At 68.0% G+C, this 22,314-nt stretch carries 20 protein-coding genes; 14 read left to right on the forward strand and 6 right to left on the reverse strand.

All coding sequences use genetic code 11. From position 1 onward, the window contains the following. Window positions 1-7: 7 nt before the first annotated feature. Entirely contained in the window at window positions 8-778 is a 771-nt protein-coding gene (locus HH308_RS01050) for an IclR family transcriptional regulator (RefSeq protein ID WP_312870249.1), read from the reverse strand. Between the two features lie 70 nt (window positions 779-848). Between HH308_RS01050 and HH308_RS01055 the strand changes: the two genes are divergently transcribed. The 3 genes from HH308_RS01055 to dmpG are packed head-to-tail and all read left to right on the forward strand — an operon-like array spanning window position 849 to window position 3,651. After that, window positions 849-1,670: a 2-keto-4-pentenoate hydratase gene (locus HH308_RS01055; RefSeq protein WP_170192298.1), complete on the forward strand. Its 822-nt coding sequence runs from the start codon at window positions 849-851 to the stop codon at window positions 1,668-1,670. Next, on the forward strand, window positions 1,667-2,650 hold the full coding sequence (locus tag HH308_RS01060) for an acetaldehyde dehydrogenase (acetylating) (RefSeq protein ID WP_170192299.1): 984 nt from the start codon (window positions 1,667-1,669) through the stop codon (window positions 2,648-2,650). Before HH308_RS01055 ends, HH308_RS01060 begins: the two co-directional genes overlap by 4 nt. After that, entirely contained in the window at window positions 2,647-3,651 is a 1,005-nt protein-coding gene (gene dmpG / locus HH308_RS01065; protein WP_170192300.1) for a 4-hydroxy-2-oxovalerate aldolase, read from the forward strand. Before HH308_RS01060 ends, dmpG begins: the two co-directional genes overlap by 4 nt. A 393-nt stretch (window positions 3,652-4,044) precedes the next feature. Here dmpG and HH308_RS01070 read toward each other — a convergent pair whose 3' ends face one another. Together HH308_RS01070 and HH308_RS01075 are read right to left on the reverse strand one after the other, a co-directional pair. Further along, window positions 4,045-5,436: a mycothione reductase gene (locus HH308_RS01070; protein WP_170192562.1), complete on the reverse strand. Its 1,392-nt coding sequence runs from the start codon at window positions 5,434-5,436 to the stop codon at window positions 4,045-4,047. Next, window positions 5,433-6,464 (reverse strand): alpha/beta hydrolase, encoded by a 1,032-nt coding sequence (locus tag HH308_RS01075; RefSeq protein WP_312870251.1) that lies wholly within the window; start codon window positions 6,462-6,464, stop codon window positions 5,433-5,435. The genes HH308_RS01070 and HH308_RS01075 overlap by 4 nt, the downstream gene beginning before the upstream one ends. Before the next feature lie 137 nt (window positions 6,465-6,601). Between HH308_RS01075 and mqo the strand changes: the two genes are divergently transcribed. From mqo to HH308_RS01100, 5 genes are read left to right on the forward strand one after another with little or no spacing between them, the layout of a single operon-like run. Beyond that, entirely contained in the window at window positions 6,602-8,098 is a 1,497-nt protein-coding gene (mqo, locus tag HH308_RS01080) for a malate dehydrogenase (quinone) (protein ID WP_170192301.1), read from the forward strand. A gap of 3 nt (window positions 8,099-8,101) precedes the next feature. Next, entirely contained in the window at window positions 8,102-10,057 is a 1,956-nt protein-coding gene (locus HH308_RS01085; protein ID WP_170192302.1) for a VWA domain-containing protein, read from the forward strand. A 29-nt stretch (window positions 10,058-10,086) separates the two neighbouring features. Further along, window positions 10,087-10,704, forward strand: coding sequence for a cob(I)yrinic acid a,c-diamide adenosyltransferase (gene cobO / locus HH308_RS01090; RefSeq protein WP_170192303.1), 618 nt, complete (start codon window positions 10,087-10,089; stop codon window positions 10,702-10,704). A 46-nt stretch (window positions 10,705-10,750) separates the two neighbouring features. Next, window positions 10,751-12,142, forward strand: coding sequence for a cobyrinic acid a,c-diamide synthase CobB (locus tag HH308_RS01095; RefSeq protein WP_170192304.1), 1,392 nt, complete (start codon window positions 10,751-10,753; stop codon window positions 12,140-12,142). Next, window positions 12,129-13,685 (forward strand): GAF domain-containing sensor histidine kinase, encoded by a 1,557-nt coding sequence (locus HH308_RS01100; protein WP_170192305.1) that lies wholly within the window; start codon window positions 12,129-12,131, stop codon window positions 13,683-13,685. The genes HH308_RS01095 and HH308_RS01100 overlap by 14 nt, the downstream gene beginning before the upstream one ends. Before the next feature lie 683 nt (window positions 13,686-14,368). Here HH308_RS01100 and HH308_RS01105 read toward each other — a convergent pair. Next, window positions 14,369-15,046, reverse strand: coding sequence for a response regulator (locus HH308_RS01105; protein ID WP_312870252.1), 678 nt, complete (start codon window positions 15,044-15,046; stop codon window positions 14,369-14,371). Between the two features lie 149 nt (window positions 15,047-15,195). Between HH308_RS01105 and HH308_RS01110 the strand changes: the two genes are divergently transcribed. From HH308_RS01110 to HH308_RS01125, 4 genes are all read left to right on the forward strand, one after another. Continuing rightward, on the forward strand, window positions 15,196-16,191 hold the full coding sequence (locus HH308_RS01110) for an acyl-ACP desaturase (protein ID WP_170192307.1): 996 nt from the start codon (window positions 15,196-15,198) through the stop codon (window positions 16,189-16,191). Between the two features lie 109 nt (window positions 16,192-16,300). Continuing rightward, window positions 16,301-17,545, forward strand: a complete 1,245-nt coding sequence (locus HH308_RS01115) for an acyl-CoA dehydrogenase family protein (protein WP_170192308.1) — start codon at window positions 16,301-16,303, stop codon at window positions 17,543-17,545. 61 nt (window positions 17,546-17,606) lie between these two features. Continuing rightward, the gene (locus tag HH308_RS01120) at window positions 17,607-18,023 is read left to right on the forward strand and encodes a DUF302 domain-containing protein (RefSeq protein WP_170192309.1); all 417 of its coding nucleotides are present in this window, start codon (window positions 17,607-17,609) and stop codon (window positions 18,021-18,023) included. Then, the gene (locus tag HH308_RS01125; RefSeq protein ID WP_170192310.1) at window positions 18,020-18,280 is read left to right on the forward strand and encodes a metal-sensitive transcriptional regulator; all 261 of its coding nucleotides are present in this window, start codon (window positions 18,020-18,022) and stop codon (window positions 18,278-18,280) included. The genes HH308_RS01120 and HH308_RS01125 overlap by 4 nt, the downstream gene beginning before the upstream one ends. 9 nt (window positions 18,281-18,289) lie before the next feature. Here HH308_RS01125 and HH308_RS01130 read toward each other — a convergent pair whose 3' ends face one another. Both HH308_RS01130 and HH308_RS01135 read right to left on the reverse strand, forming a co-directional pair. Beyond that, entirely contained in the window at window positions 18,290-19,558 is a 1,269-nt protein-coding gene (locus tag HH308_RS01130) for a sensor histidine kinase (RefSeq protein ID WP_170192311.1), read from the reverse strand. Further along, window positions 19,542-20,180 carry a response regulator gene (locus HH308_RS01135; RefSeq protein WP_170192312.1) on the reverse strand — a complete coding sequence of 213 codons (639 nt, stop codon included), beginning with the start codon at window positions 20,178-20,180 and terminating at the stop codon, window positions 19,542-19,544. The genes HH308_RS01130 and HH308_RS01135 overlap by 17 nt, the downstream gene beginning before the upstream one ends. 218 nt (window positions 20,181-20,398) lie before the next feature. Between HH308_RS01135 and HH308_RS01140 the strand changes: the two genes are divergently transcribed. Then, window positions 20,399-21,028: a TetR/AcrR family transcriptional regulator gene (locus HH308_RS01140; protein WP_170192313.1), complete on the forward strand. Its 630-nt coding sequence runs from the start codon at window positions 20,399-20,401 to the stop codon at window positions 21,026-21,028. Window positions 21,029-21,059: 31 nt separating this feature from the next. Beyond that, window positions 21,060-22,310, forward strand: coding sequence for a uroporphyrinogen-III C-methyltransferase (gene cobA, locus HH308_RS01145; RefSeq protein ID WP_170192314.1), 1,251 nt, complete (start codon window positions 21,060-21,062; stop codon window positions 22,308-22,310). Window positions 22,311-22,314 lie beyond the last annotated feature (4 nt).

Consider the following 22,314-nt stretch of genomic DNA (forward strand, 5'->3'; position numbering starts at 1 on the left):
AGGCTCGTCATCGGGACTCGGTCAGTGTTCGACGCCGATTGAGCGTCGATCCGATCCCCGCGGCGGCGGCTCGCACGGCGTCGACTTGGGTTTCCGGTCGAAATCGGGTGACCGGACCGGTGACGCTGATCGCGGCGATCACCGCGTTGGTGGCGACGTCGAAGATCGGAGCGGCGACGCAGGTGATGCCGACCGCGGACTCCTCGCGTTCGAAGGCCACGCCGCTCTCGACCGCGGCGTCGAGTTGACGGGCCAGCAGGCCCGGAGCGACGACGGTGCGCGGGGTCCATCGTTCCAGCGGGCGACTCAACACCCGCCCGCGGAGTCCGGGGTCCGCGTGCGCGAGCAGCGCCTTGCCGATTCCGGTGCAGTGCAACGGCATTCGCCCGCCCGTGCGCGACGGCGCGGCCGCCTGCCGGTGCCCGCCGATCTTGGCGACGTAGACCACCTCGAGGCCGTCGAGTACGCCGAGGTGCACGGTCTCGTGGGTGCGTTCGTACAGGTCCTGCAGGAACGGCATCGCGATCTCCAATAGACTGCGCTCGGTCGACGCGCGCATCCCCAGTTCGAAGAGGGCCCCGGACAGTCGGTACCCGCTCGAGGTCTTCTCGAGGAGACGATTGTCGGCCAACTCGTTGGCGAGACGATACGCGGTCGCCTTGTGCAGGCCTGTTCGACGCACCAGTTCGGCGAGGGACAGCTCGTAGTCGTCGGCGCCGAAGGCGTGCAGCAGCACGACCACCTTGCCGATGACCGTGTCGGGTGTCGCGTCAGCCACGCCACCCAGCGTATCGCTCAGCGATACGAAACGGTGGAGATGCCGACACCTCGCGGCCGATGCTGTTCGCATGACACAGACAACAGACCTCGACAACGCCATCGAGCAAGCGGCGGACCGGCTGCTCACGGCGTCGCGCACGCACGTCGCATGCGCCCCAGTCCGCGACGTCATCGGCGCCACCGACCTGCCCGCGGCGTACCGCGCGCAACAGCGCATCAACGACGTCCGCATCGCCGGCGGCGCGCGGGTCGTCGGCCGCAAGATCGGCCTGACGTCCAAGGCGGTACAGGATCAACTCGGCGTCGACCAGCCCGATTTCGGCGTCCTGTTCGACGACATGGGCTTCGCAGACGGCGACGTCGTCCCGATGACGCGACTGCTGCAGCCGAAGGCGGAGGCGGAGATCGCCTTCGTTCTCGGCGCGGACCTCGTCGACGGCCCGCTCGACGCCGCGCAGGTCGCCGATGCGATCGCCTACGGCGTCGCGGCTCTGGAGATCTGCGACAGTCGAATCGCGGACTGGGACATCCGCTTCGGCGACACCGTCGCCGACAACGCGTCGGCGGGCCTGTACGTATTGGGCACCGAGACCAAGACACTCGCCGAGTTCAGCCCGGTCGACACGACGATGAGCATGTCGATCAACGGCGCGGAGGTGTCCACCGGCAGCGGGGCGGACTGCCTCGGCGACCCGCTCAACGCCGTCGCCTGGCTGGCGCAGGCGGCTCGCGACAACGGTGCGCCGCTGCTGGCCGGTCAGGTGATCCTGTCCGGCGCGCTCGGCCCGATGCGGCCGCTCGCGGCGGGCGACGACGTGCGCGTCGACATCACTGGATTGGGAAGCGTCACAGCATATTTCAGCTCGACAAACGAGGAGACCGCAAAATGAGCGACAAGACCAAGGTGGCGATCATCGGATCGGGCAACATCGGCACCGACCTGATGTTCAAAGTCATCCGCAACGCCAAGCACGTCCAGATGGGCGCGATGGTCGGCATCGACCCCGACTCCGACGGTCTGGCACGTGCCGCCCGACTCGGCGTGCCGACCACCCACGAGGGCGTCGACGGGCTGGTGGCGCTGCCGGACTTCGACGAGATCGGGATCGTCTTCGACGCGACGTCGGCCAAGGCGCACAAGCACAACGCATCGATCCTGCAACCGCTGGGCAAGCGGCTCATCGACCTGACGCCCGCCGCCATCGGGCCGTACGTGGTGCCCGCCGTCAACATCGACGATCACCTCGACGCCCCGAACGTCAACATGGTGACCTGCGGCGGGCAGGCGACGATCCCGATCGTCGCCGCCGTGTCGCGGGTGGTGCCCGTCGAGTACGCGGAGATCGTCGCGTCGATCGCGTCGAAGTCGGCGGGTCCGGGCACCCGCGCCAACATCGACGAATTCACCGAGACGACGTCGGCGGCGATCCGCGAGGTCGGCGGCGCCCGGCGCGGCAAGGCGATCATCATCCTCAACCCCGCCGAACCGCCGTTGATGATGCGCGACACCGTCTTCGCGCTGATCGACTCCGCCGACTCGGCGATCCACGAGCAGATCGTCGCGTCGATCGCGAAGATGGTCGACGACGTCGCGGCCTACGTCCCCGGATACCGGCTCAAGCAGAAGGTGCAGATCACCGAGATCCCCGCCGAGCGCCCGGTGACCACGCTGCTCGACGGCGGGCGAACCGCGACTCACCAGGTGTCGGTCTTCCTCGAAGTCGAGGGCGCCGCACACTACCTGCCGGCCTATGCGGGCAACCTCGACATCATGACCTCGGCCGGCCTGCAGGTCGCCGAGCGCATCGCCGCCCAACAGGCCACGGCGGCAACCACTTCGGAGGAAAGCAAATCGGAGGAAAGCAAATGAGCACCCCCATCTTCGTCCAGGACGTCACGTTGCGCGACGGCATGCACGCCGTGCGACATCAGATGTCGATCAGCGACCTGCAGGCGATCGTCGCAGCGCTCGACGCCGCCGGAGTCGACGCCATCGAAGTCGCTCACGGCGACGGTTTGGCCGGCGGGTCGGTCAACTACGGTCCGGGGTCGAATACCGACTGGGAGTGGATCGAAGCCGCCGCAGACGTGCTGCAGAACGCGCGGCTGACGACGCTCCTGCTGCCCGGCGTCGGCACGATCGCCGAGTTGAAGACCGCGTATTCGCTGGGTGTGCGGTCGGTGCGCGTCGCGACGCACTGCACCGAGGCCGATATCTCCGCACAACACATCGGTGCCGCGCGCGAACTCGGGATGGATGTGTCCGGCTTCTTGATGCTGTCGCACATGGCCGCACCGGAGGAACTGGCGCGGCAGGCCAAGATGATGGAAAGCTATGGCGCACACTGTGTTTACGTCACCGACTCCGGCGGCCGACTGACCATGAACGACGTCGCCGCGCGCGTCCGGGCATACCGCGAGGTGCTGGAGCCGTCGACGGAGATCGGCATTCACGCGCACGAGAATCTGTCGCTGTCGGTGGCGAATTCCGTTGTGGCGGTGGACAACGGTGTGTACCGCGTCGACGCATCGCTGGCCGGCCACGGAGCCGGCGCGGGCAACTGCCCGATCGAAGCGTTCATCGCGGTGGCGAACCTGTCCGACTTCGAGCATCGGTGCGATTTGGCCGCGCTCGAGGATGCCGCCGACGATCTCGTGCGTCCCCTGCAAGACCGTCCGGTGCGCGTCGACCGCGAAACCCTGACACTCGGCTACGCGGGTGTGTACTCGTCGTTCCTGCGCCACGCGGAGACGGCGTCGCAGCGCTACGGCGTCGACGTGCGCGACATCCTCACCGAATGCGGCAACCGGGGTCTGGTCGGCGGCCAGGAAGACATGATCGTCGATATCGCGCTGACGTTGGCGGGGTAGGACTGGGAACCCCGAGTGCCCGAAGCGAGGAACGAGCGGCGTTACCTCCGCTCCCCGAGTGCCGAAGCGAGGAACGAGCTTCGGTGTAACGAGGGGTCTGGCGAGACGAAGAATCCAACTTGACCGAGAACATGGTGGCGATGAAATTGTTCGCAGTCCGAGCTCCCGGTGCTGCACTGAATCTTCCACGTATGTGATTGGCATTCAGGTGCTGAAAGCCGCACACCCGCAAGGTGTTTCGGGTCGGTTTGGGTTCTTTGTCTCACCAGACCCCTCGTTACACCGAAGCTCGCAAGCTCGCTTCGGCACTCGGGGAGCGGGGGTTTCGCCCCCGCTCACGCCGAAGCTTGTGAGCTCGCCTCCGCACTCGGCACTCGGGCGTTCGCCCCCGCCCTACTCCAACTCCAACCCCAGCAGTGCGTTCTCCAGAACCTCCGGCAGCGCCGGGTGGATCCAGTACTGGCCGCGGGCCATGTCGTGCACGCCCAAGCCGAAGGACATCGCCTGGATCGCTGGCTGGACCAGCGTCGACGCCTGTGGGCCGAGGATGTGGACGCCGATGAGCTTGCCGGTCGCGCGCTCGGCGAGGACCTTGCAGAAGCTCGTGGTGTCTTCCATCGCCCACCCGTAGGCGACGTCGCTGTAGGGCTGAACCTTCACGGCGTAGTCGATGCCGGCGTCGGCGGCCTCCCGTTCGGTCAGCCCGACGGTGGCGATCTGCGGGTGGCTGAACACGGCCGACGGCACGAAGCGATGGTCGAACGGAACGAGATCAGTGGCGTCCCAACCTCGTTTGACGTTCTCCTGGACGACGCGCGTCTCGTGATTGGCGACGTGGCGCAGTTGGTGCTCAGAGGCGACGTCGCCGAGCGCCCACACTCCGCGCGCCGACGTCCGCCCGAATCGGTCGCGCTCGACGCGCCCGGCATCGTCGAGTCCGACGTCGATCGACGACAGGTTGAGCCCGTCGCCGTTGGGCCAGCGGCCGGTGGCGACCAGCAGGACGTCGGAGTCGACGTGAGAGCCGTCGGCGAAGTCCAGCCGAACCGAACCGTCGTCGAGCGTGGGCGCCCCGACGGTGCGCTGGTCGGTGCGGACCGTCCATTGCTCGCGCGCGATTTCGGTGAACCGGTCGGCGATGTCGGAATCGTGGTGGCGCAACAGTTTCGGCCCGCGCGCGACGATGGTGACGTCGGTGCCGAGTGCGGAGAAGACATGCGCGAACTCGGCGGCGATGAATCCGCTGCCGAGAATCGTCATGCGCGCCGGAAGCTCCGCCAGGCGCATCACGTCGTTATTGGTGTAGTACCGGACCCCGGAGTCGGCGACGACGTCGGGGATGATCGGCCGCGACCCCGCCGCAATGACCACCTGATCGGCGAGCACCACATCGTCGTCGGCGGTCACCAGCCGGTAACGGTCACCGTCGCGGCCGTCGAATGTCACGTGCGACTCGTAGAGCCTGACGTTCGGCGATCGATGCGCCCGGTAGTCGCGGCCACCCGACGAGAGGGGGTCGATCCGGTCGAAGACACGCTTGACGATGCCCGGCCAATCCGCCGAATTGAACGTCGCGTCCACGCCATAGCGGCCGGCCTCCCGGACGTGGTCGGCGATGTCTGCGGCATAGACGAACATCTTGGTGGGAATGCACCCGACGTTGAGGCAGGTGCCGCCGAAGACGCCGTCCTCGAACAGGGCGAACGAGGTGTCGTGGAAGTCGCGGTTGGCGAAGGTGTTCCCGCTGCCCGACCCGATCAGCGCGACGTCGACCGTTGTCGTCATGACGCCGACGAGCCCGCGCCGGGCAGGGTCGTGAGCCACGCGTCGACCTCGTGGTAGGCGCGCTCACGCACGCGCGGCACAGACAGGAAGACGTCGTGACGGGCATCGGCGACGGGCACCGCACTCACCCGATTGCCCAGGCACCCGCTCCATCGGGCGATCTGCTCGACGTCGAGGACGATGTCGGCGGCATCGGCCTTGGGGTCGTATCCGCCGATGAAATGTGACTTGTCCGAACGCAATACGAGCGACGGCACCCCGACGTCGAGGCCACGGTGCAGCGCCGCGTGACCGTCGCGCACAGCGTTGAGCCAGCCGGCGGTCACCGGGAATCCGCCGAGCGGCTTGCGTACGAGGTCGTAGGCCCACTCGCCGTGGGCACTCTCGTGGAGGCTCTCGCCGTACGCCGCCGACAATTCCTGCGGCATCACGAGCTTCGGGCGCAGTTTCGCAACGGCTTTGATCACCGCGGTGGTGATCGGTGAGCGAAGCACGGGACTGCCCTGCAGATCGAACCACGGGCTGTTGAGGAGCAGTCCGGTGATCCGCGAGTGCCGCGCGGGATCGGAGGTGCGCAACCGATCGAGCCAGAGCGGAGTGATGATCCCGCCGGTGGAGTGCCCGGCGATGAGGACGTCGGCGTCCGCGCCGACGTCGGTCAGGATCTTGTCGAGCGACAGGGTCAGCTCGACGTCGTAGAACTTGAGGTTGGTGGTGAAATGCGGGGTATGGCCCTCGCCCAGTGAACGGCCGCATTTGCGCAGGTCCACCGCGTAGAACTCGTAGCCGCGTGCGGCGAAGAACTCGGCGAGCGGTTCCTGGAAGAAGTAGTCGGTGAAGCCGTGCACGTAGAGCACCGCCCCGACGGGCTTCTCGACCCGCTCGCTACGGCGGACGAGCGTCGCGGTGATGGGGTCTTCACCGTCGGGATCGGGTCCCAGATCGAAGGTGAGAAGTTGGTAGTTGTCGAGCAGATGGTCGGGCTGCCAGCCGGTGGTGCGCGACGAAACGTCGGTCGATGAGCTCACGGCGAGTATCTTACTGTGCAGTACCCCGGTGTCGCCTAGCACACAATCTGAGCAACCCCATTCGGTTCGGGTGCGGCCATGGGGAACAATGTCTGGTGAATCTAAAGTTCAGCCCGCTGAGAAATGGGAGCGCGAGGGTGTCTCAAACGATCAAGTCCGATGTGGTGTTGGTAGGCGCTGGCATCATGAGCGCTACCCTGGGCGCGCTTCTGCGACAGTTGCAGCCCGAATGGTCGATCAGCCTGTTCGAGTCGCTCGACGCCGCCGCCGCAGAGAGCAGCGACCCGTGGAACAACGCGGGCACCGGGCATTCGGCCCTGTGCGAGCTGAACTACACACCGCAGGACGCCAACGGTGACGTGAACGTCGACAAGGCGATCACCATCAACGAGCAGTTCCAGGTGTCGCGTCAGTTCTGGGCGCACTCGGTGGACAAGGGCATCCTCGGTGACCCGAGCGAGTTCATCAACCCCATCCCGCACGTGAGCTTCACCCACGGCGAGGCCGGTGCCAGCTACCTGCGCAAACGCTACGACAAACTGTCGCGCCACCCGCTGTTCGAGGGCATGGAGTACATCACCGAGCCCGACGAGTTCGCCGCGCGCCTGCCGCTGATGTCCGACGGTCGTGACTTCTCCGACCCGGTCGCCCTCAACTGGTTCACCGACGGCACCGACGTCGACTTCGGCGCGCTCACCCAGCAACTGCTGAATTACGTCGGCAAAGACTCCGACATCTACTTCGGTCATCGGGTGACCAACCTGAACAAGCAGTCCGACGGAAGTTGGATCGTCAAGGTCGTCAACGACCGCACCGGCGAGAAGCTGAAGGTACACGCGAAGTTCGTATTCGTCGGCGCAGGCGGCGGGGCGCTGCATCTGCTGCAGAAGTCGGGCATCTCCGAGGCCAAGGGCTTCGGCGGCTTCCCGGTGTCGGGTGAGTTCATCCGCTGCACCAACCCCGAGCTGATCAGCCGCCACCAGGCGAAGGTCTACGGGCAGGCCGCCGTCGGCGCACCGCCGATGTCGGTGCCGCACCTGGACACCCGCGTCATCAACCACCAGCCGGGACTGCTGTTCGGCCCGTACGCGGGCTGGTCGCCCAAGTTCCTCAAGAACGGCAAGGCCACCGACCTGATCGAGTCGGTGACCCCGAGCAACCTGCTGCCGATGATCTCCATCGCACCGAAAGAGTTCGGCCTGCTGAAGTACCTCATCAGCGAGCTCGCGTCCAGCACCGCCGACCGCATCGACACGCTCAACGAGTTCGCTCCGCGCGCCGTCGCCGGCGACTGGGAATTCGTCACCGCCGGCCAGCGCGTCCAGGTGATCCGCAAGAACAGCGCCGTCAACGGCTCGCTCGAATTCGGCACCGCCGTCGTCGCGGCCGGTGACGGCACCATCGCCGGCCTGCTCGGGGCGTCGCCCGGGGCGTCGACCGCGGTTCCCGCGATGCTCGACGTCCTGTCGAAGTGTTTCCCACGCCAGTTCGACGGGTGGCGTCCGAAGCTCGTCGAGATGATTCCGTCCTTCGGTCAGAAGCTGTCCGACAACACCTCGTTGTTCGGTGAGGTGTGGGACTGGTCGAGCAAGAGCCTGCTGCTGACCAACTCGCGCGCGACCGCCGACGCATAGTCGATGTCGGCGCAGCCGCAACGCATCGATTATCCGTTCAGCGCCGTCGTCGGACAGGATCAGCTCAAACTCGCGCTGATCCTGTCCGCGATCGCGCCCGGCATCGGCGGTGTGCTGATCCGGGGCGAGAAGGGGACCGCCAAGTCGACGATCGTGCGCGGTCTCGGACCGCTGCTCGGCGAGCCGGGCAGTCCACGGCCGGTGGTGGACCTGCCGATCGGCGCCACCGAGGACCGGGTCGTCGGGTCGCTCGACGTCACCCGTGCCCTGCGCGACGGCGAGGCCGTCTTCACTCCCGGACTCCTCGCCCGCGCCGACCGCGGTGTGCTCTACATCGATGAGGTGAACCTTCTCGCCGATCATCTCGTGGACGTGTTGCTCGACGCCGCCGCCAGCGGGCGGGTCACCGTCGAACGCGACGGTATCTCGCACACCTCGTCGACCGAGTTCGTCCTCGTCGGCACGATGAATCCGGAAGAGGGCGAACTGCGCCCGCAACTGCTCGACCGTTTCGGTCTCGCCGTCGACGTCGTGGCCGCGCGCGACGTCGACGAACGCGTCGAGGTGGTGACCCGGCGGCTCGAATTCGACGCCGCCCCAGAGCGATTCGTGCAGCGCTTCGCCGACGACGAGGCGGAGTTGACCCGGCGCATCCGGCAGGCACGCACCGACGTCGGCGACGTCGAACTGCCGATCACCGAACTGCGCCGCATCGCCGCGGTATGCGCGCATCTCGACGTCGACGGCATGCGCGGCGACATCGTCGTCGCGCGCGCGGCCGCCGCACACGCCGCGTGGCGCGGGGCGTCGTCGATCAACGCCGACGACGTGCGCATCGCCGTCGAACTGGCCCTGCCGCACCGCAGGCGCCGCGATCCGTTCGACGAGTCGGGGCTGTCCGAACAACAGGTCGACGACGCGATGGATGCGGGGGAGCAGGCCGCGCAGCCTGACCCGCCCCCGCCCGACGACGATGGACCCGACAACGATGGACCCGACAACGATGGACCCGACGCCGACCCCGACGGCCCGGGTGGCGGCGGCATCGACGCGCCGCCGAACGATGATGGCGCGGAGACGGATTCGAGCGCGACCACCGCGGGGTCCGACGACGCCGCGGGGCCGCGGTTCACAGCGCCGGCCACCGCTGCGGCCCGAGTCCGCAATCTCCGCGTCGCCGGCGTCGGAAGCGGTGCCTCGGGTCGTCGGTCCAAGGCGTACAGCGATCGTGGAATGACCACGCGCGCAATCCAGTTCACGCCCGGGACGTCGGTGCACGTCGTCGGGACGGCGATGGCGGCGATCGAGCGCGCGGTGAGCGCATCGTCGCGGGTCGTGGTGACCGGCGATGATCTGCGTGGAGCACAGCGAGTGGGAACCGAGGGCAACCTGGTCGTCTTCCTGCTCGACCTGTCCGGGTCGATGACCGCGCGTAAACGCCTCGACTCCGTGACCCGCGCCTGCGTCGATCTGCTGCGTGACTCCTACACTCGCCGCGACCGGGTCGCGGTGGTTGTCGCCCGCGGCAGCCACGCGGAAGTGGTTGTGCCGCCGACTCGTTCGGTGGATCTCGCCGTGGCGCGACTCAGTCGGGTCCGCGTCGGCGGACGCACCCCGCTCGCCGACGGACTGATTCAGTCGTTGTCGGTGATTTCCGCTGCCGCACAACGGGAACCGGCCCGCCGCCCGCTGTTGGTGGTGCTCACCGACGGCCGTGCCACGGGGCCGGGAGCGAACCGGAATTCGGCAGCGTCGGGCGCCGACGCCCTCACGCGCGCACACGCCGCGGCGCGGGGCATCGCTCGCCGCCATATCGACGCCGTGGTCATCGACTGCGAACAGGGGATGATCCGGCTGGGGCTGGCCGCGCAGCTGGCTCGCCACCTGCACGCGCCGTGCCTCGCGATCGCCGACCTCAATGCGCATTCGATCGTCGCCGCGGTCCGCGCCGCAGCCTGACCCGAACCCCGACCAAAAGGAAACCGACTGTGCCACAAGGAGTTCCGGAGAGCATCCCGAACGACGGGCTGACCACCCGGCAGCGCCGCAACACCCCGGTGCTAGGCGTGCACACCGGCGACGGCAAGGGGAAGTCGACGGCGGCCTTCGGCATGGCGATGCGCGCCTGGAACGCCGGCCTCAACGTCGCGGTGTTCCAGTTCGTGAAGTCGGCGAAGTGGCGGGTAGGCGAGGAGTCCGCACTCGAAGCACTCGGCGCCCTCCACGAGCAGACCGGTCGGGGTGGGCCGGTGCAGTGGCACAAGATGGGTCAGGGCTGGTCGTGGCTGCGCTCCAGCTCCGAGCACGCCGACGATCACGCGGCCGCCGCCCGAGCCGGTTGGGCCGAGATCAGCCGACGCCTTGCTGGCGAAGAGCACGATTTCTACGTCCTCGACGAGTTCACCTATCCACTCGATTGGGGATGGATCGACGTCGACGAGGTGGTCGACACCCTGCGCGCCCGACCCGGTCGTCAACACGTGATCATCACCGGACGCCGCGCGCCGCAGAAGTTGATCGACGCCGCCGACCTCGTCACCGAGATGCGCAAGGTCGCCCACCCGATGGATCAGGGGCGCAAGGGCCAGAAGGGCATCGAATGGTGATCGGCGCGAGCATGGTGATCGGCGCGAGCGCCGCGACGGGAGATCTGTGACGTCGACCCCCGCGGTCGTCATCGCGGCGCCGTCGTCGGGCAGCGGCAAGACCACCGTCACCACCGGTCTGATCGCCGCGCTGCGTCGGGCCGGGCGAAAGGTGGCGCCGTTCAAGGTCGGACCCGACTTCATCGACCCCGGATACCACAGCGTCGCCGCCGACCGGCCCGGACGGAATCTGGATCCGAATCTCGTCGGCGTCGAACGGATCTCGCCGCTCTTCGCGGCCGGCTGCGTGGGCGCCGACATCGCCGTGGTCGAAGGCGTGATGGGCTTGTTCGACGGCCGCATCGCAGCGGACGGTCATTCGACGTCCACCGGCGGCTTCGGCTCGACGGCGCAGGTCGCGTCGATCCTCGGCGCGCCGGTGGTGCTCGTCGTCGACGCCGCCGGGCACAGTCAATCACTTGCCGCGCTGCTGCACGGCTTCGCGACATTCGACTCGACCGTGACCATCGCCGGCGTCATTCTCAACCGGGTGGGTTCGCCGCGCCATGAATCGGTGCTGCGGGCGGCCTGCGCGCAAGTCGGGCTGCCGGTTCTCGGTGCGGTGCGGCGTAACGGTGAGTTGTCGGTCCCGTCGCGGCACCTCGGGTTGATCCCGGCCGCCGAACGTGCGCCACAAGCGCGCGACGCCGTCGACGCGATGGCCGCGGCGATGGGCGCCGGCGTCGATCTCGCGGCGATCGAAGCGACCGCGCGACAGCGGCGTCAGCGCGACGGTGCGCCCTGGTCTGCGCCGGATGCAGTCGGTGAGCCGGTACGTGCCCGTCCGGTGATCGCGATGGCCGGCGGCGCGGCTTTCACCTTTGGCTATGCCGAACACGCGGAACTTCTGCGCGCGGCCGGCGCTGACGTGGTGACAGTCGATCCACTGCACGATCGGCTGCCCGAGGGCGCCGCGGGGGTGGTCATCGGCGGCGGTTTTCCCGAAGAGTATGCCGAGCAGCTCGCGGGCAACGTCGGGCTGCGCGACGATCTGCGCGAGCACGCCCGGCGCGGCGGCGTGATCCACGGCGAATGCGCCGGCTACCTGTATCTCTGTGCGGCACTTGATGATCAGCCGATGTCGGGGGTGCTGGACGCGACCGGCACCTTCTCGCCCGCCCTGACATTGGGCTACCGCGACGCGGTATGTCTGCGTGACAACGTGCTCTATCGGGCCGGTGAACGCGTCACCGGACACGAGTTCCACCGCTCGACGGTGCACGGCGTCGGCGATGCCGCGTGGGGGTGGCGCAGTGATGTCGGCTCCGTCACCGACGGACTCGTCGCCGACGGCGTGCACGGTTCGTTCCTGCATGTCCATCCGGCCGGGGCGCCGAGCGCCGTCGCGCGGTTCGTCGCTGCCGCAGCGGCGTACCGTGCACACGATGATCATGGGTGAGGGTCCCGACGGGCTGCTCAGCGGCGTCGGCGAGATCGACGATCCCCGACAGCTGCGGGAACTGCTCGACGCCGTGCTCGTCGTCGGGCGTGGACTGGACCTCGACGCGGCGCTGCAACGCATCGTCGACGTCGCGGCCCGGGTCCTCGACGCGCGCTACTGTGCGTTGGGCGTCCGGTCCGAGTACAGCGGTCTGCTCAAAGAATTCGTCTACACCGGCATCGACGAACAGACGCGCGCGACGATGGGACACCTACCGGTAGGGCACGGTCTGCTCGGGGTACTGTTCGACGATCCGCACGTACTGCGCGTCGAAGAGCTCAACACGCATCCGGCGTCGGTGGGCTTTCCACCGAATCACCCGCCCATGCGTACCTTCCTCGGCGCGCCGATTCTGGTGCGCGGCAGCGTATTCGGCAGCATCTACCTGACCGAGAAGCAGTCGGCGGCAGACTTCAGCCGCACCGACGAGAAGTTGATCAGCGTACTCGCGGTAGCAGCGGGCATCGCGGTAGACAATGCGCGACTGTTCGAACTGACGCTTGTCCGGCAGCGCTGGGTGGAAGTGCTGGCACGCCGCGGGTCGGAGCCGCTGGCGGGAATCCCGTTGGGCGACACCATGAACGGCTTGTGCTCCGACGTCGCCGAGCTCACCGGTGCGGGCGGCGTGGCATTGATCACGTCGTTCGGCGGGCAGGACCGGCCGCGCGGGCGCTCCGGCGCCGACGTCGCCGATGTCGCCGCAAGCGGCGGTTACGTGATCGATCAGCCCTTCACCGTCGGCGGTCGTCAGATCGGGCGGCTGTCGCTGATCTACGAGCGCGACCCGCATCTGCCGCCGGAGATGTACGCGGGCTTGGCCGGTGTCGCCGAGATCGCCTCGCTGGCCATCGCCTACGACGAACGTCAGCAGATGGCCCGCGATCTGGAGGTGCTCGCCGATCGGCATCGCATCGCCCGCGACCTGCACGACCACGTCATTCAGCGACTGTTCGCGATAGGCATTGCGCTGCAAACGATGTCGATGAATCCCGATGCCCAGGGCCGGGCGGATCCGGGCACGCGGATGGCGACGGTGATCGCCGACCTCGACGCGACGGTCGCGCAGATCCGGACGTCGATCTTCGAGTTGCAGACGGCGTCGGAGTCGTCGGCGGTGAAGAGCGTCCGACGCCGCGTGCTCGACGTCGTCGAACAGTCGGCGGCGCATGCACCGGTGACGCCGTCGGTGCGATTCGACGGTGCGGTCGACACCCTGGTGCCCGACGACCTGGCGTCGCATCTGGAAGCCGTTGTGCGCGAGGCGCTGAGCAACGCGCTGCGGCATTCGGGCGCCGGGCGGATCGACATCGTGGTCGCCGTTGCCGACGAAGACCTGGTGGTGACCGTCGCCGACGACGGGTGCGGCATACCGTCCGATGCCCATCGTCGGGGATTGCGGAATCTCGCCGACCGGGCGGTGGAGTGCGGGGGACGACTCACCCTCGCGGTGCCCGCAGGCGGTGGGACCGAGCTGAAATGGGTTGTGCCGCTGGAGGAGTGATCGGTCGGCGAGTCGGGCAATCCCCCGCTCGACCAGCGGGGGCGCCGTCTGGGCTGATCGGCATCTCCTGGCGGCGAACTTGTCGAAACCGTTGTGGCGCAACCAATTTCGTGTGTACGGCGGGAGGTTGGGACTCGCTGCGGTAGTGTGTTCTCACTGCGCTCGTCGATCTCCGCGGACGTAACACCTTCGCGTGGCGGAGAGGGGGTTACCGCGGCGGCTATCAGGGCAGCGCAGTGAGAACGAATTTGTGCAGTGCGAAGGCCCCTTCGCTCATCGAGTGCCGACGCGAGCGCAGCGAGCCGTCGGTGTATCGAGATGCGGTGAGCCGAACTCGAAACAGAACCGAAAGACTCGCTCCCCCAAGATGTTCCGTAGCGGCCTGGGCACGTTGTCTCACCAGACCCCTCGTTACACCGAAGCTCGTACCTCGCTTCGGCACTCGGGGAGCGGGGAGGTGCTCCGGTGCTCGTTCCTCGCTTCGGCACTCGGGGAGCGGGGAGGTGCTCCGGTGCTCGTTCCTCGTGTCGGCACTCGGGGAGCGGGGAGGTGCTCCGGTGCTCGTACCTCGCTTCGGCACTCGGGGAGCGGGGAGGTGCTCCGGTGCTCGTTCCTCGCGTCGGCACTCGGGGAGCGGAAGGCCCTCGGGTAGCGGAGGCCAGCAGAGGGGAGTGCGGCGAGCGCTACGAACTCGAGTCTCTGCGCTCGTTGCGCAATTCGGTGGCCAGTACGGCCACCTGTGTGCGGCGTTCCATGTCGAGCTTGGCCAGGACGCGGGTCACGTAGTTCTTGACGGTCTTCTCCGCGAGGTGAGTGCGTTCGGCGATCTGGCGGTTGGTCAAACCGTCGCCGATCAGCGACACGATGTCGCGTTCGCGGTCGGTCAGCTGCGACAGCGGGTCGTCGTGTGTCGCGCTGCTGCGGATTCGTTTCATCAGCGCCTCGGTGCTGCGGCGATCGAGGAGGGACCCACCGTGTCCGACGGTGCGCACCGCCGCGATCAGATTGTGGCCGAGGATCTGCTTGAGTACGAAGCCCGACGCGCCGGCGACCACCGCCGCCATCAGCGCGTCGTCGTCGGAGTAGGAGGTCAGCATCAGGCAGTGCACCCGTGGATGATCGGACCGCACGTCGCGGCACAATTCGACGCCGCTGCCGTCGGGCAGGCGGACGTCGAGCACCGCGACGTCGGGCAGGGTGGCAGCGATGCCGACGCGTGCCTCAGCGACGCTGGCCGCCTCGCCGACGATGTCGATGTCGTCGGCGGTGCTGAGCAGGTCGCGCAGACCACGGCGGACGAGTTCGTGGTCGTCGACGAGGTAGGCGCGGATGGCCGTCGGGGGTGAGGATTGCGCTGACACGGTCAGTGACACTACGCCTGCGACGCGGCCGACGGTGAGTCCCGCGTCGGGCCCGGAGATCGAGGGCAGATCGTCCCCTGACCTGGTCCCCAGCGGAGCGGGACGTTGTACCCACTACTTCGCGTAGTAGATCGTCGACGCTGGAGGACATGGAGAATCACCACGTTCGGTTGCTGTCGATGTCCGGCCACGACCTGCTGACCGAGCTGTTGCCCGTCGTCGAACGCGAAGTCGACCGGCATATGGCTACCGCCGTCGACTGGCACCCGCATGACTATGTGCCGTGGGACGACGGGCGCAACTTCGCGGCGCTGGGCGGCGTCGACTGGGATCCCAGCCAGTCGACGCTGTCCGACACCGCGAAGGCGGCGATGATCACCAATCTCCTCACCGAAGACAATCTGCCGTCGTATCACCGCGTGATCGCCGAGAACTTCAGCCTCGACGACGCCTGGGGATTCTGGGTGGGGCGTTGGACGGCGGAGGAGGCCCGTCATTCGATCGTCATGCGCGACTACCTGGTCGTCACGCGCGGCGTCGACCCGGTGGAACTGGAACGCACCCGCCTGGTGCACATGACCGGCGGATTCAATCCGTTCCCCACCGAACTGGCCGAGCGCGTCGACGGAACCGGCGGTGGCGGTCTGGGGATGCTGCTGGCCGTCGCGTATGTGAGTTTCCAGGAACTGGCCACCCGGGTGTCGCATCGCAACACCGGCAAAGCCTGCGGCGATCCGATCGCCGACGCGATGCTCGCACGCGTCGCCGCCGACGAGAACCTGCACATGCTGTTCTACCGCAATGTGACGTCGGCCGCCCTCGACCTGGTGCCCGACGAGGCGATGGCTGCGATCTATACGATCGTCGCCAACTTCACGATGCCGGGATCGTCCATGCCGGGTTTCCGGCGCAACGCGGTGCTGATCGCCAAGGGCGCCATCTACGACCTTCCGCAACACCTCAACGACGTGCTCCGTCCGGTGCTGAGACAGTGGAAGGTATTCTCCCGCACCGACTTCGGGCCGTCCGGCGAGTATTTCCGCGAACTGCTGGCGCAGTTCCTCGACGACCTCGAGGCAAAGGTCACCCGATTCGAGGAGTCCCGAGCGCGCGCGCTCGAGCGGCAACTGCGCCGGAGCGCGTGAGCGTCGTTCATTGAAATCACCGCGCGCCTTATGCTCCGGATTCCACCCGCCAAGACACTAGTGTCCTGTGACGATGCTGTCTTTCGCCCGTCGTCGATTGGAACCTTCCGTGACTCTCCGCCCGCCGTCGCACGCCGACTTCCGCAGCGACACACTGCCGATCGCGAACCGGATCACCTCCGACGGCGACGCGTTGCGGATCGCCGCGGAACTCGCCGCCGACTTCGCCGACGGTGCGATCGAACGCGACCGGGACGGGGTCACCCCGGTGGCGGAGCTGGAACGGATCCGCCAGTCCGGCTTGCTCGCGATCCCCGTACCGGCCGAGCTCGGCGGCGCCGGGGCGTCGACGCGTACGCTCGTCGACGTGGTGGCGCTCCTCGCCGCGGCCGACGGCTCCATCGCGCAGGTGCTGCAGAACCACTACTTCTTTCTCCGGCATGCGCTCGTGCACGGGACGTCGGAGCAGCGAGAGTTCTTCGCCCGCTTGGTGATCGACGGCAATCGGCTCGGCAACGCCCAGGCCGAGCGCAATGTCGGGTCGACGTCGAACGGTCCGGGGGAGTGGACCACGGCGCTGAGCGCGAGTGCAGACGACGGCGTCGCGACGCTGACGGGCACGAAGTACTACAGCACGGGAGCCTTTACGGCGCAATGGATTCCGGTGAACGCGACAGGGCTGGCCGGGACGTCGGTGATCGTCTACGTGCCGCGTACGGCCGACGGCGTGCACGTGACCGACGACTGGAACGGCTTCGGGCAACGCGGAACACACAGCGGCACAACAACTCTGACCGCGGTACGAGTGGCGGACTGGCAGGTCGTCGCGGTCAACGGCGACGTCGAGCCGCCGCGCGTCGACGGCGCCTACGGGCAGATCATTCACGCGGCGCTCGACGTCGGGATCGCGCAGGGTGCGCTGTCACGGCTGGCGGAGTTCCTCGCGACGAAGACGCGGGTGTACCGCGACAGTCCGGCCGCGAAGGCGGCGCAGGACTCCCATTTGCTGTATGAGACAGGGAAATTGGCGGTCGGTGTGCGGGCGGCGCGCGCGGTCCTTCATGAGGCCGCCGAGGCGATCGACGTCGCCGGGCTCACGCCGACGCGAGCGCAGTCGACCGAGGCGTCACTGGCGGTGGCGGCCGCGCGCGCCGTCGCCGCAGAGACGGCGGTGACGACGGCGAACGAACTGTTCGAGATCGCCGGCACCGGAGCGACCGATCGGAAGTACGGCCTGGACCGCTATTGGCGTGATGCCCGGACCCACACCCTGCACGACCCGACGCGCTGGAAGTACATCCACATCGGCAACGAACTGGTCAACGGTGTGGTGCCCAGCGGGTCGCTGATCTGACCGCCGGGCGGGGTAACCCCCTGGGGGGATATGGCATACTGGGTTCCGGAAGGGAGCACCGATGCCGCAATTCACCATGTCCACCGAGGTCGCGCTGCCCTACGACGCCGCCGTCGAGGCGGTCCGCGCCGAACTCGCCGAGGTGGGATTCGGCGTCCTCACCGAAATCGACGTCGCCGCCACGCTGAAGTCCAAACTCGACGTCGACGTCGCGCCCAAGATCATCCTCGGCGCCTGCCGTCCACAGCTCGCCCATCAGGCGCTGCAGATCGATGCGCGGGTCGCTGCGCTGCTGCCATGCAATGTGGTGGTGTCGGGTATCGGCGGCGGGTCGGTCGTCGAGGTGATGGATCCCGCCGTGATGCCCGAATTCACCGGCGCCGCAGAGCTTTCCGAGGTCGCCGAAGATGCGCGGACTCGGCTGCGGACCATGCTTGACGCGGTGTCGGCACGCGCGGCGTCGGCGGCCGCGCGGTGAAGCTCGATCCACTCGAGGCCAAACCGTTGATCACCCGGATGAAGCGCGCGCACGGCCATCTGGCGACCGTGATCCGGATGCTCGAAGAAGGGCAGGACTGCGAAGACGTCCTCACCCAGCTCGCGGCGGTGAGCAAGGCCTTGGATCGCAGCGGATTCGCGCTGGTGGCGACCGGCCTCAAACAGTGCATCGCCACCGAAGGGGTCGACGGCGTCGACACCGCGAAGCTGGAGAAGCTGTTTCTGTCGTTGGCGTGATCGGCCTGTTCAATGTGCCGGCGGGGTGACCGGCAGCTGTGCGATCGCGACGGTGCCGCCCGCCGGAGCCGCGGCGATCGTCAGGGTGCCGCCTGCACTTTCGATGCGCACTCGCCGAGAGGTCAGGCCGATGTGTCCGGCGGCGGTCTTGGCATCGCTCGCCTCGTCGATGCCGACCCCGTCGTCGAGCACGACGAGACGGGCGACTGCGTCGTCGAGCTCGATGCTCATCTGCACACTCGATGCCCGCGCATGTTTGACGACATTGGTCAGCAGTTCGCGGGCGGTGGCGAAGAGCAGATCGTCGACGTCGGAGCGGAAGTCGTCGGGCCAGCCGACGGAGTCGAGCTCGACGGCGAATCCGCCGCGCTCGCGCATCGACGCGCCGAGGTTGCCCAGGGCGGCGGGCAATCCACTCGCTTGCAGGACCGCGGGGTGCAATTCCACCAGGGTGGAGCGCAGCAGCCGGGCGGACTCGCGCAGTGCGAGGTCGAGGCGTGCGACCGACTCGGCGTCGGCGGTCCCGGCGATCAGATCGAGCTCCTGTCGGGCGCCCAGAACGTACTGGAGTGCGCCGTCGTGCAGCGCTTCGGCGAGGTTCTCCCGTTCCCTGTTCTCCACGACGAGCACCTCGTCGAGCAGCCGGGTGCGTTGTGCCGCAAGGGTTCCGATGGTCTCGACGCGCGAGCGCTGAAGCAGGCACAGCAGATAGGCGGCGCCCGCCAGGGTGGCCATGACCATGGCCCGCAGGGCGATCAACGACCACGGTTCCCCGTATGAGGCGCGAGCGGCGATGATCGATCCCGTGTACACCAGAGCGGTCGGAATGACGACCGCCGCGCAGACATGCGGGCGCAGGCTGGTGGCGGCGAGCATCGGCACCACGGCGAAGCCGCTGACGAGAACGTCGGCGGTCCAACTGATGTGGTCGGATCGGCTGGCGATGATCGTGACCGACGACAACGCCAGCAGGTCGACGAAGAGAGCGAGCCAGGCGTAGCGGATGACGAACAGCCCGGCCTTCGCGACGGTCACCGCACCGGCGGCACACCACGCGGCGTAGAGACCGACGATGACCCCGCAGGCCACCGCGTCGCTGGCGGGCGGTTCGAGGGCGACCGCGGCGATCGAGAAGATCGACAGGAGCACTCGCAACAGCACTTGGATCTGGACGCCGCGCAGGGCATGGCCGATCAGAATGCGTTCGATGCCCGGTTCGCCGGCGAGCTCGGCCAGCGAGTCGCGGACCGGCACCCGCGCGTCAGTCGACGATGCCACGGCGCATCGCCTCGGCCACCGCAGCGGCGCGGTCGGAGACGCCGAGTTTCTCGTAGAGGCGCTGCGTATGAGTCTTGACGGTCGCGGCGCCGATGAACAGTTCGGCGGCCACCTGCGGAATCGAGAGCCCCCGTGCGAATCCGGCGATGACCTGCCGTTCCCGTTCGCTCAGGGTTGGGCCGTTGGGCTCGGCGTTGGCGCGGATCTGGCCGACGAGGGCACCCGCGAGTTCCGGCGGAACGACGGTCTCGCCTTTTGCGACGCGAGTCACGGCGCCGACGATGGCGTCGCGGTCGGCATCCTTGGCGAGGTAGCCCGCCGCGCCCTCCTGCAGGGCCGCGAAGACGATCGGGCCGTCGGTGACCGCCGACAGCAGAAGCACTTTCGTCGACAGACCATCGCGTGTCACCGACTTAACGACGTCGATACCGGTCATCCCGGGCATCTGGTAGTCGACGACGGCGACGTCGGGGGAGTGCGTGCGAATCGCTTCGAGCCCCGACGGCCCGTCGCCCGCCTCGCCGACGACGCGGATCCGGCCGCTGTGGGTCAATCCGCGTGCCACTCCGTCCCGGAAGAAGGGGTGGTCGTCGACGACGACAACGGTGACGAGGTTCTCCATCGGCTCAGACTAACGTCCGCCGGGCGCTGTCGCGGGTATGACCGGCGCCGGAGCGGGGCGTCGCGTGACCGCGTAATCCGCTGTGGTGCCGGTCACCGTGTGGCATCCTGAAGGCAGTTGAAACTTGGTTCAAGTTCAGGTGTTCGACGGATCGCTGAACTGCCCGGACGATAGCGCTCGGGTTGAGGGGTTTTCTGCGCAATGGTTAGGTGGGCGAGATGGATATTCCGGTATTGGCCGATACGTCGGCCCTGCGCGAGCCGAGCACCGCCCGCGGCGAGCGCACCCGCGCGAACTTGATCGCGGCCGCCCGTCGCGTGTTCGAGCGCAAGGGATACCTCGACGCGAAACTGAGTGACATCACGACGTCGGCGCGCTGCTCGACGGGGACGTTCTACACCTACTTCACCGATAAGGCCGAGATTCTGCAGGCCGTACTCGAAGCGGTTCAGGACGACATGCTCCACCCGCAGGTGCCGGTCCACGGCGACGGCTCGCTGCGCGGTCAGATCGAGGCGGGTAACCGCGAGTACCTCGACGGCTACCGGCGCAACGCGAAGATGATGAAGTTGCTCGACCAGGTCGCCGCGATCGACCCGGCGTTTCGTGACGTGCGTCGCAGGCGTTCGAACGCATTTGTGCAGCGCAATGCGCGCGCCATCGGTGCCTTGCAGGCAGCGGGCCTCGCGGACCCGGGGCTGGACCCGGCGATTGCGGCGAAGGCCTTGTCCGCCATGGTTTCTCGCCTCGCCTTCCACACCTTCTGCTTCGAGGAAGAGATCGACTTCGAGATGCTGGTGCGAACCTGCACGGACCTGTGGGTCAACGCCTTGCGCCTGCCGCGCTGACGGCGTCGCGCCGTCGGTACCATTTTCATCCATGCCGCAAACCTCGTCTTCCGCTGTGCCCGCAGAACCTTCGCCGAGCGGCACGCACTACCTGGCGGGGCTGAATCTGTCCGGCCGCAAGGTCGTCGTCGTCGGAGGTGGATCGGTCGCGCAGCGTCGCCTGCCCAACCTGATCGCGGCGGGAGCACGCGTCGAGGTGATCGCCGTCGACCCGACACCCGCCGTCGAATCCAATCCCGCCGTACACGTGGCGCAGCGTGCCTACGTCGACGGCGACCTCGACGGCGCCTGGTACGCCATCGCCTGCACCGACGATCCGGCGGTCAACGCGGCCGTCGTCGCCGAAGCCGAACGGTCCCGCATCTTCTGTGTCCGCGCCGACGACGCGCGCGGCGGAACCGCGGTGACCCCGGCGAGTGGACGTCGGGGTGCGGTCACCTTCGGCGTGCTGGCCGCGGGCGACCACCGGCGCTCCGCCCAGGTCCGCGACCTCATCGCCGGAGTGCTCGACGGGTCGTCGACGATCGCACCGGTCGACGACGAGCCGCATGCGGCTGGGGTCGCGCTGGTCGGCGGCGGTCCGGGCGACCCCGATCTCATCACCGTCCGCGGCCGCGCGCTGCTCGCCCGGGCCGACGTCGTCGTCGCCGACCGGCTGGCACCCGCCGAGTTGCTGGCTGCGCTGGGACCCGACGTCGAGGTGATCGACGCCGCGAAGGTGCCCTACGGTCGGGCGATGAAGCAGGAGGCGATCAACGCCGTGCTCGTCGATCGTGCTCGGCAGGGCAAATTCGTCGTCCGGCTCAAGGGCGGCGACCCATATGTCTACGGTCGCGGCTTCGAGGAATTGCAGGCCTGCGTCGAAGCGGGCGTGCCGGTGACTGTGGTGCCCGGGATCAGCAGCTCCATTTCAGCGCCCGCGCTGGCCGGCATTCCCGTCACCCATCGTGGCGTCACTCACGAAGTGGTCATCGCGTCCGGGCACGTACCGCCTGGGCATCCCGACTCGCTCACCGACTGGGCGGCCCTCGCGCGATTGCGTGGCACGATCGTGCTCATGATGGCCGTCGAGCGGATCGATGCCTTCGCCACCGCACTGCTCGATGGCGGCCGACCAGCGAATACGCCGGTCGCGCTGATCGAAAACGCCTCACTGCCGACGCAGCGGGTCCTGCGGACGACCCTCGTGGAGGCGTCGTCGACCGCGAGCGAACACGGGCTCAAGCCGCCGGCGATCGTGGTGATCGGGCAGGTGGCCGGGTTCACCGACGCCGTCGGCTGAGGCG

Origin of the sequence: Gordonia asplenii, assembly GCF_012933505.1 — a bacterium.
Lineage (GTDB): Bacteria > Actinomycetota > Actinomycetes > Mycobacteriales > Mycobacteriaceae > Gordonia > Gordonia asplenii.